An 8,994-nucleotide genomic window follows, 5' to 3' on the forward strand; every position below is an offset into this window, starting at 1 on the left:
AGGGTGCGGACCGCTCCGCACCGGGCCCGCCGCCCGGCGTCACCCCCGGCCGGCGTCACGCGGCCTCGAAGCCCGCGTGGTCGGCGATCTTCTTGAGCTCGGCCAGGGCGTGCTTCTCGATCTGGCGGATCCGCTCACGGGTCAGCCCGTGCTGCTTGCCCACCTCGGTCAGGGTGCGCTCACGGCCGTCCTCCATGCCGTAGCGCGACCGGATGATCGAGGCCGTCCGGTCGTCCAGCCGCCCGATCAGACCGTCCAGCTCCTCCCGGCGGAGCATGACCATCACGGCGTCCTCCGGGGACGTCGCCCCGGTGTCCTCGACCAGGTCGCCGAACTGGGTCTCGCCCTCGTCGTCGACCGACATGTTCAGGCTGACCGGATCCCGCGCCCAGTCCAGCACGTCCTTGATCCGGGCCTCGGTGGTGTCCAGCTCGGCCGCGATCTCGGCCGGCTCGGCCTCCCGGCCCAGTTCCTTCGACTTCTCCCGCTGCACCCGCCGGATCCGGCCGAGCTCCTCCACCAGGTGGACGGGCAGCCGGATGGTGCGCGACTGGTCGGCGATCGAGCGGGTGATCGCCTGCCGGATCCACCACGTCGCGTAGGTGGAGAACTTGAAGCCCTTGGCGTAGTCGAACTTCTCGACCGCGCGGACCAGGCCGGCGTTGCCCTCCTGGATGAGGTCCAGCAGCGGCAGGCCGCTGCGCGGGTAGCGCCGGGCGACGGCGACCACCAGACGGAGGTTGGAGCGGATGAAGACGTCCTTGGCGCGCTCGGCGTCCTCGGCTATCGCCTCCAGCTCCTCGCGCCGCACACCCTTGGGGAGTTCGCCCTCCTCCAGCAGATGGCGGGCGTACACGCCGGCCTCGATCCGCAGCGAGAGCTCGACCTCCTCGGCGGCATCGAGCAGGGGTGTCCTGGCGATCTCGTCGAGGTACATGCCGACCAGGTCACGGTCGGCCTCAAGGTTGGTCGGGCGGGCCGCGCGAGTCCGGTCGGCCCTGTCGCGAACGACGGCACGGGTGGCCATGCTTGCTCCCTTTGCTGATGTCTGCCGAGGTCTGGCTGCCTCGCCCCCAGGAGGGCAAGAAGTGCGGGCCCCGCGGGCCTCACACGTAACGATCCAACGAACAGATTCCGGACAACATTCCCAAGTCGCTCAGATTTCTCCGGCGATGCAGTATCCTGCGGAATTTCACCCGCTCCGGGACGGAGTGTGACGGGATCAGCACTCGGAGTGCCCTCCGGGGCGGCCTCGGCGCCTCCCCGCGCGCACCCCTCACCTCCCCCAACCCCGCGGACTCCGGGCGCGTTCCCGCGCGCGGCGCGCCCACACCCCGGCGCACGCAGGTCCTCCGCACAAAAGATGCCAAATCGCTATCGCCGCAGCACGCGATCCGACCGGGCCGCTGGGAAGGTGTCAGCCATGCACCTGACCAACAGCTCGCCCACCATCACCCCGCGTGACCGTCACCTGCTCCGGCACGCGACGCTCGCGGTCTGCTGCGCCGCGCTGTTCGCCACCCTGGCGGCCCTGGTGCAGACCGGCTGGAGCCCGCTCGCCCGGCTCGACCGCGTGCTCACCGACCACCTGCACCGCTTCGCGTCCGATCACACCGTGTGGACCGCCTCGGTGCAGATGTTCTCCGACGTCGGCGGAACGATCACCATGCGCGCCGCACTCGGCGTGACCGCCGTCTGGCTCTGGCTGATCGGCGCCCGGATCCTGGCCTGCTGGGTGGCGGCCCAGGCCCTGGTCGGCTGGGGCGGCCACTGGCTGCTGAAGCTCTCCTTCGGCCGGCCCCGCCCCTCCTTCTCCGACCCCGTCTCGCACGCGGGCGGTCCGGCCCTCCCCTCCGGGCACGCGATGGCCTCCGCGATCACCTGCGCCGTCCTGGTCGGCCTGCTCTGGCCCCGGATCGGCCGCTCCGGCCGGATCACCGCCTGCTCGGTCGCCGCGCTGACCGTGCTGGCGGTCGGCTCCTCCCGGTTCTTCCTCGGCGTCCACTGGCCCAGCGACGTCCTGGCCGGCTGGCTCGCCGCCGGGACCGTCCTCGGCAGCGTCACCGTCCTCGTCGAACTCGCCCGCCCCGGCGCGCTCGCCCGGGACTTCCGCCGGGTGAACCTGCGCACCCGCCCCCGGATCCAGCGCGTCCTCGTCTCCACCCGCCCGCCCCGCCGCCCCACCGCGGAGACCGCCGCCGACCCGGCCGCCGACCACCCCGACGGCCTGCTGCGCTGATGCCCCCTCACCCCCGGGAACGCCGCGGGCCCCCTCGGCCGAAACCGAGGGGGCCCGCGCAATCACGTCATCCGCCGGAACCGGCGCTGTGCCCCAGGCAGGATTCGAACCTGCGACACCGGCTTTAGGAGAGCCGTGCTCTATCCCCTGAGCTACTGAGGCGGGGACGACCGCTGACAGCCTAGCGGATCGGGGGCGCGGGGGTGGGCGGCACCGGTCGCGGGACGGGCGGGCCGACGGCGGGTCAGGTGGGACGGGGGTGGCCGGAGCGGCTGGAGGGGGCGTGGTTAGCCTGGGGGGACGGACCTCCGGGACCGATCGGCCCGGGGCCCGTCGGCGGCGGGGGGAGAGAACGGGGGCGGCAGATGGCGTCGGGTGACCGGTGGGACCGGGGGCCCGTCCGCCTGGCGGGGCGGGCGGCCGGGCCGGCGATGTGGCTGGTGCCGGCCCTGGTCATGCTGGCGGTCGGCGCGTACCGGCTGGGGACGCCCGCGCTCTGGCGGGACGAGGTGGCGAGCTGGGCGTCGGCCACCCGGCCGCTCGGGGACCTGCTGCGGATGCTGCAGCACGTCGACGCCAGCAACGGCACCTACTACGTCCTGCTGCACGCCTGGACCGCGCTGTTCGGCGACTCCGAGATATCGCTGCGGCTGCCCTCCGTACTGGCGATGGCGGGGGCGGCCGCGTTCACCGCGCTGACCGCCGCGCGGCTGTCCGGCGGCCGGGTCGCGGGCGTCTGCGCCGGACTGCTCTTCGCCGTGGTGCCGCTGATATCCCGGTACGCCCAGGAGGCCCGCTCGTACGCCCTGGTGACCTTCGCCGTCGCGGCGGCGACCTGGTTCCTGCTGCGGGCCCTGGAACGGCCGGTCGCACGCTGGTGGGTGCTCTACGGCCTGGCGATGGCGCTGGCGGGCGCGGCACACCTGGTGTCGCTGAGCGCGCTGGTCGGACAGGCCGCGCTGGTCGCCCCGCACCTGTGGCGGGCGGACCGCCCGACCCGGCGGCGGCTGCTCGGCCGGCTCGCGCCAGCGGTCGGCGCCGTGGTGGCGGCGGTGCTCCCGGTGGCACTCCTGGGCCGGCAGCAGTCGGAGCGGCAGCTGGGCTGGCTCGCCCGGCCGTCCCTGGACCAGCTCCTGCACTTCGGCGAGCCGCTGTTCGGGACGCCCAGGGTGTTCCACGTCTTCCTCGCGCTGGCACTGCTGGCCCTGGTGCTGCCCGGGCGGCGCGGCCCGGCGCTGAGGCTGCTGCTGCTCGCGGTGCTGCCGGTGCTCGCGGTCTGGGCGGTCTCGTTCGGCCCGACCTCGTACTTCCTCGACCGGTACCTGCTCTTCACGGTGCCCGCCTGGGCCGCCCTGGCCGGCTGCGGGACGGGGGCCGTGTACGGGGCGGTGACGGCGGTGGCCCGGTCCGGCCGGAGCTCGTCCGGGCTGCGGGCGGCGGGCCTGCTGCTGGTGGCCGGCGCGGTGGCGGTGGCCGGGGTGTCGGCCCTGCCCAAGCAGTCCCGGGTGCGCTACGCCGGGTCGCACGCGCAGTCGAAGGAGCCGTTCCGGGACGTCGCCCGGCTGATCGCGGCCGGCTACCGCCCGGGCGACGGCCTGGCCGCGCCGCTGGGCGAACAGGCCTGGGCGATGGTCGGCCCGGGCGTCTCCTACTACCTGCCGGACGGTGTGCGGCCGTACCCCCTCTTCGAGGCGAGCGACGCCGTACGGGCCGAGGACCTCTTCCCGGTGCCGTGCCCGAGCCCCTCCGAGTGCACCGGCCAGGGGTCCCGCGCCTGGCTGGTCGTGCTGGGCGACACCCCCGACCCGCTCTCCGCGGTGCCCGCCGACCAGGCGGCCGCCCTGCGGGCCCGCTTCGGCGCGCCGCAGCAGGTGACCCCGCTGGGCGGGATGACCCTCGCCCTGCTGGACGGGACCGCAGCCGGACGCTGACGCCGGACCGCGCACGGCCGCACCACACCGCCGCACCACGCCGCCGCACCACGCCGCCGGACCGCGCACGAGGACCCCGCGCCACCCCCGCCGCCCGGCCCGGGTGCGGCCCACCGGGGGCCGGGCGACCATGGAGCCCGGCGACCACGGTCGGGAGGACGGCAGGTGAGCGAGCAGCCGAGCGGGCAGCCGGCCGACCGGCCGGAGCGGCGGACCACGCGGTGGCGCCGGCGGTCCGCGGCGCTCGCCGGTTCCGCCCGTGAGCTGCCCGAACAGGTCCCGCTGGTGGGCCGGGCGCTGCGCCAGCTGCTCCGGGTCAACCTGCTGGACTGCGCGACCCGGCTGGCCGCGCAGGCCTTCGTCAGCGCGCTGCCCGCCCTGTTCGTGCTGGCGGTCTTCGCCCCCGCGACGGTCCGGGACGGCGTGGTGCACACCCTGCGCAAGGAGCTCGGGCTGCAGGGCGACGCGGCGCAGTCGGTGCAGCAGATGCTCGGGAGCGGGCACCCGCAGGAGGCGGGCTTCGGGGTGGTCGGCGCACTGGTGACCCTGCTGTCGGCGACGGCGCTGAGCCGGGCGATGCAGCGCGTCTGCGAACGCTGCTGGGAGCTGCCCAAGGCGGGGACCAGGGTGGCGGCCTGGCGCTGGCTGGTCTGGCTGCTGGTCTGGCTGCTCTGCCTGGTGTTCCAGACCCCGGTCCGGGACGGCTTCGGCCTGGGCGCCTGGCTGGGCGTCCCGCTGACCTTCCTGCTCGCCACGGCCCTGTGGTGGTGGACCCAGCACCTGCTGCTGGGCGCCCGGGTGCGCTGGCTGCCGCTGCTGCCCGGGGCGGTGCTCTGCGGGGTGGCCGTGGTGGGGCTCGGGGTGGCCTCGCGGTTCTACCTGCCGGGCGCGATGAGCCGCAGCATCGGCCAGTTCGGTCCCTACGGCGTGGTGTTCACCGGGCTGTCCTGGCTGATCGTGGTGTTCGCCGGGGTGACGCTGGCGATCGCGCTGGGCCGGGTGGCGGCGGAGGAGCCGGCCGTGGCCCGGCTGCTGGGCTCGCGCACCGAACCGGGCCGGTGGGGCGGCGTGCGGCTCTGAGGCCGTGGCCCCCACCGGAGCCGGGGCCGGGGCCGGTGACGCGCCGAGCGGGGCACCGGACGGACCGGCGCCCCGCTCGGGGTGGTGGCACTCGGCGGCGCGGGTGCCTCACAGGGCGCGGGTCAGCCGCGCGGTGATGGACGGCGGGGCGAGGTCGCTCTGGAGCACGACCGGCACCTCGACCCGGTTGTCGCCGTCGCCCGTCCGCAGCACGCCGACCTTGGTACCGGCCGGCAGCTGGTGGACGGTCCGCAGCGGGTCCAGCACCAGGGTGCCGGTGACACCGGGGAAGCCGGCCACTGTGAGGTCCTGGGCGGCGACCACCGGGACGGAACCGCCGAGACCGTCGTCCACCCGGCCGACCACGTCGCCCTGCCTGGCCAGCGTCTGCCCGGTGAGCCCGGCCTGGGCGGCCTGGATCTGCTTGGCGCTGACGTTCTGCACCATCTTGAGGATGCTCGGCTCGGCGGCGGTCGCCGGCTGGCCCAGGGTGACGCCGAGGATCAGCCGCCGCACACCGGCGACCTCCTTGTAGGCGGCCCACATCAGGCAGCCGCCGGCCGGGGTGCTGGAGCCGGTCTTGACGCCGATGATGCCGTTCTTCGGGGAGATCAGGGTGTTGGTGTTGGCGATCTTCTGGTTGTTGAAGGTGGTGTCCGCGGTCGACACGAGCTGCCGGAAGATCTCGTCCTGCATCACCTGCCCGGCCAGCTTCAGCTGGTCCTTGGCCGTGCTCTTCGTCTCCGCGCTGAAGCCGGCCGGGTCGGTGTAGGTGGTGTTGGTCATGCCGAACTTCGCGGCGGTCTCGTTCATCTTCCGGACGAACGCCTCCTCCGAGCCGGAGTCCCAGCGGGCCAGCAGCCGGGCCACGTTGTTGGCGGAGGGGAGCATCAGCAGCTCCAGCGCCTGGTACTGGCTGAGCTGCTGCCCCTCGGTCAGGGTGACCCGGGACTCGTCGACGTTGGCGGACTCCTGGGCGGCCTGCTTGTCGACGGTGATCTTCGGGCCGGACTCACCCTTCTTCAGCGGGTGCGCCTGGAGGATGAGGTAGGCGTTCATGACCTTGGTGACGCTGGCGATCGAGGCCGGCGTCTCCGGGCCCGAGCTGCCCAGGGTGCCGACACCGACCACCTCGGCGGCCGACTGGCCCTTGGCCGGCCAGGCCAGGTCGAGCGGGTCGCCGGCGAAGCCGTAGCTGCCCGCGGCGGTCATCCGCACCTTGGTGGCCGGCAGCGGGCGCAGCAACTGGGCGGTGACCGCCGCGCCCAGGACGACGGCGAGGAAGAGCGTCCAGACGGTGATCCGCTTGAGCGCGCGGCGCAGCGGCGAGGCCGGGCGGCCGTTGAGCGCGGCCAGCACCTCCATCGCCTCGGAGGTGGACTCCGGGAAGGGCACCGGTTCCGGGGCGGGCACGGGGGCCGGTTCCGGGGCGGGCAGCGGCGGCACGGGCGGTACCGGGCGCGGGCCCGGGGCGGGCGCGGGCTCCGGCAGCGGCTCCGGGGCCGGCCCGGGCCCGGGGAGGGGCGCAGGGACCGGCTCCGGGACGGGGGCGGGCTCGGGCAGCGGGCGCGGGGCGGGCGGCTCGGGGACGGTGTCCGCGCCGGGGGCGGCCCCCGTGTCCGGGACGGCCGGGGCGGCGGCCCCGGCGGCGGCCGGGGCGGGGGGCAGCCGCAGGACACGGGTGCGCTCGGCGTTCCCGCGCTTCTCGAACTTCTCGGCGGACGCGGAGGACCCGGCCGCGGCAGCCGACCGCCCGGCACCGTCCGGCCCGGCCGACGGGCTCTCCGACGGACCGTCCGACGACTCGCCGGCCGGGCCGTCGGGCTCAGGCGGGGCGGTCCGGATGGCGAGACGCGGGTCGGTGACGGTCGGACGGTCCGGCACCCCGGCCCCGGTCGCGCCGGCGGGCGCGCGCCGTTCCCCGGTCCGGTCCCCGGGGCCCTCCCCGGACCGCCCGTCCGGCTGCTCGCCCGGCAGCTCACCGGGCCGCTCGCCGGGCAGGCGGAGGGCGGTGGTCGCGTCGTCGGCCGGCAGCCGCAGCGCGGTCGTGGCGTCGTCGGCGGGCATCCGCAGCGCGGTGGTCGCGTGCTCCTGCGGCAGCCTCAGCGAGGTCGTCCGGATGTCCGCATCCCGGACGCGCAGCTGCACCGTGGACCCGGGCCGGCCGGGCGCCGCCGCCCCGGACGGGGTCCCGGCCTCCTCGGCGGCCGAGCCGGGCCCGCCGCCGGACGGAGCCCCGGCCCCGGCGTCGGCCGCGGCATCGGCCGGGTCGGCGGCCGGGTCGGCGGCCTCCGCCGGCCGGGCGCCCCTGGTCCCGGACGGGTCGCCGGTTCCGGCGGGGGCCGCGCCCGGTTCCGGCTCGGTCCGCGCAGCCGGCTCCGCCGCCCGGTCCACCGTCGCGGCGGTCTCCTCGACCGCCGCGGCGCCGGCCCGATCGCCGTCCCGCTCCCGCGTCCGGTCGCCGTCCCGCAGCACCCTGTCGGGGGACTCGCCCACGTAACCCAGCCTCCTCAACGCCCGGCGGGGTACCGGCGCACCCGTATTTCGGGAAGCCGGCACCCCGCCCCGTGTACCTGTACAGTCTCCGCCACCGGCGACCGATTCCGGCCGCCCCCACCCCGCCCGACCGGCGGTTATTGCCGCGGCACGGCCGCGCAGCGGCCTGTTCAACGGTCAGACGCCGGGCCCGCCACGGCCGGTTCCCCGCCCCGATCGCAAGGTCACGATTCGGAGGCGTACTCGACAAGCCCGTGTGAGAGGCGTCACGCTGTTTCCCATCCACGCGGGGAGGCTTGGATGGGCAAGAGCCGCAGAACTGTTCCCGAGGAGCTCTTGCTGCTCGCCTTGGACCCGGCCACGGGCACCACGGCGCAGCCGCAGACCCTCGACCTCGGACTCGCCGGGGCACAGCTCGTCGAGCTGTCCCTGGCCGGACGGATCGTTCCGGAGGGCGACCGGATCGCCGTGGTGCTGCCACGGCCGACCGGCGACCCGACGCTCGACCACGCGCTAGAGCTGCTGCGACGCCGCGGCAGCCCGGTCCGCGCCGCACACTGGATCGGCGGGCCCCGGCTGGGGCTCAGGCAGACGTACCTGGCGCACCTCGAACGGTGCGGCATGGTCACCGCCGTACCGGGCCAGGTGTGCGGGGTGCTGCCGACGACGCGCTACCAGGCGTCCGACGACTGCACCAACGCCGCGATCAAGCAGCGGCTGGACACCGCGATCCGCACCGGCGTGCCGCCGGACCCGCGGACCGCGGCGCTCGCCGCGCTGGCGCACTCGGTCGGTCTGGGCAAGCACCTCTACCCGGGCAACGAGGGCCGGTCCTCGCGGTCCCGGCTGCGCGACCTGATCCGGTACGACCCGCTGGGCGGGATGGTCGCGCACGCCGTGATGGACGTGCAGAACGGCCTGCCGAACCAGCAGAACCGTTCCGCCCAGGCGGGGACCGCCCCGTCGGGCCCCGGTGGCCGGGCCGGCCAACGGGCCTCCGCCGGGCGCGCCGGCAGCGGCAGCGGCAGCGGCAGCGGTGGCAGCCGGGTCGCGGCGTCCCGCGTCGGGGTCCGCTGAGGCACTCGGCGGGCACCCGCCGGAACCGGCGCCCACGCCGGGACCGGACACCCGAACCACCCGCCCGCCGGGCGCGCACCAGCGCGCAGGGCGGCGCACATCGCACGGCTCGCGCCCCACGGGGACGGCGAGCAACCGGCAGCACCCGCAGAACCCGGCAGTGAGGAGGGG

General features: G+C 75.9%; 6 protein-coding genes and 1 tRNA gene. 4 read left to right on the forward strand and 3 right to left on the reverse strand.

The features are described 5' to 3' along the window. Positions 1 to 55 precede the first annotated feature (55 nt). A complete protein-coding gene (locus ACFCX4_RS31465; RefSeq protein ID WP_376149959.1) occupies positions 56 to 1,027 on the reverse strand; it encodes a sigma-70 family RNA polymerase sigma factor in 972 nt (323 codons plus the stop codon). A 396-nt stretch (positions 1,028 to 1,423) separates the two neighbouring features. On the opposite strand from ACFCX4_RS31465, the gene ACFCX4_RS31470 reads away from it, so the two are divergent. After that, positions 1,424 to 2,239 (forward strand): phosphatase PAP2 family protein, encoded by an 816-nt coding sequence (locus tag ACFCX4_RS31470; protein ID WP_376149962.1) that lies wholly within the window; start codon positions 1,424 to 1,426, stop codon positions 2,237 to 2,239. 89 nt (positions 2,240 to 2,328) lie between these two features. On the opposite strand, the gene ACFCX4_RS31475 is transcribed toward ACFCX4_RS31470, so the two are convergent. After that, positions 2,329 to 2,401, reverse strand: a tRNA-Arg gene (locus ACFCX4_RS31475). Between the two features lie 203 nt (positions 2,402 to 2,604). On the opposite strand from ACFCX4_RS31475, the gene ACFCX4_RS31480 reads away from it, so the two are divergent. Then, positions 2,605 to 4,170, forward strand: a complete 1,566-nt coding sequence (locus ACFCX4_RS31480; RefSeq protein WP_376149965.1) for a glycosyltransferase family 39 protein — start codon at positions 2,605 to 2,607, stop codon at positions 4,168 to 4,170. 165 nt (positions 4,171 to 4,335) lie between these two features. Next, complete coding sequence (locus tag ACFCX4_RS31485; protein WP_376149968.1) at positions 4,336 to 5,250, forward strand: YhjD/YihY/BrkB family envelope integrity protein; 915 nt, start codon at positions 4,336 to 4,338, stop codon at positions 5,248 to 5,250. A 108-nt stretch (positions 5,251 to 5,358) separates the two neighbouring features. Here the strand turns inward: ACFCX4_RS31485 and ACFCX4_RS31490 are convergent, their stop codons facing one another. Beyond that, positions 5,359 to 7,746 (reverse strand): hypothetical protein, encoded by a 2,388-nt coding sequence (locus ACFCX4_RS31490; protein WP_376149971.1) that lies wholly within the window; start codon positions 7,744 to 7,746, stop codon positions 5,359 to 5,361. Positions 7,747 to 8,046: 300 nt separating this feature from the next. Between ACFCX4_RS31490 and ACFCX4_RS31495 the strand changes: the two genes are divergently transcribed. After that, positions 8,047 to 8,823, forward strand: a complete 777-nt coding sequence (locus ACFCX4_RS31495; protein ID WP_376149973.1) for a GPP34 family phosphoprotein — start codon at positions 8,047 to 8,049, stop codon at positions 8,821 to 8,823. The last annotated feature ends 171 nt before the right edge of the window (positions 8,824 to 8,994 follow it).

The organism is Kitasatospora sp. NPDC056327, from assembly GCF_042261735.1.
GTDB lineage: Bacteria > Actinomycetota > Actinomycetes > Streptomycetales > Streptomycetaceae > Kitasatospora.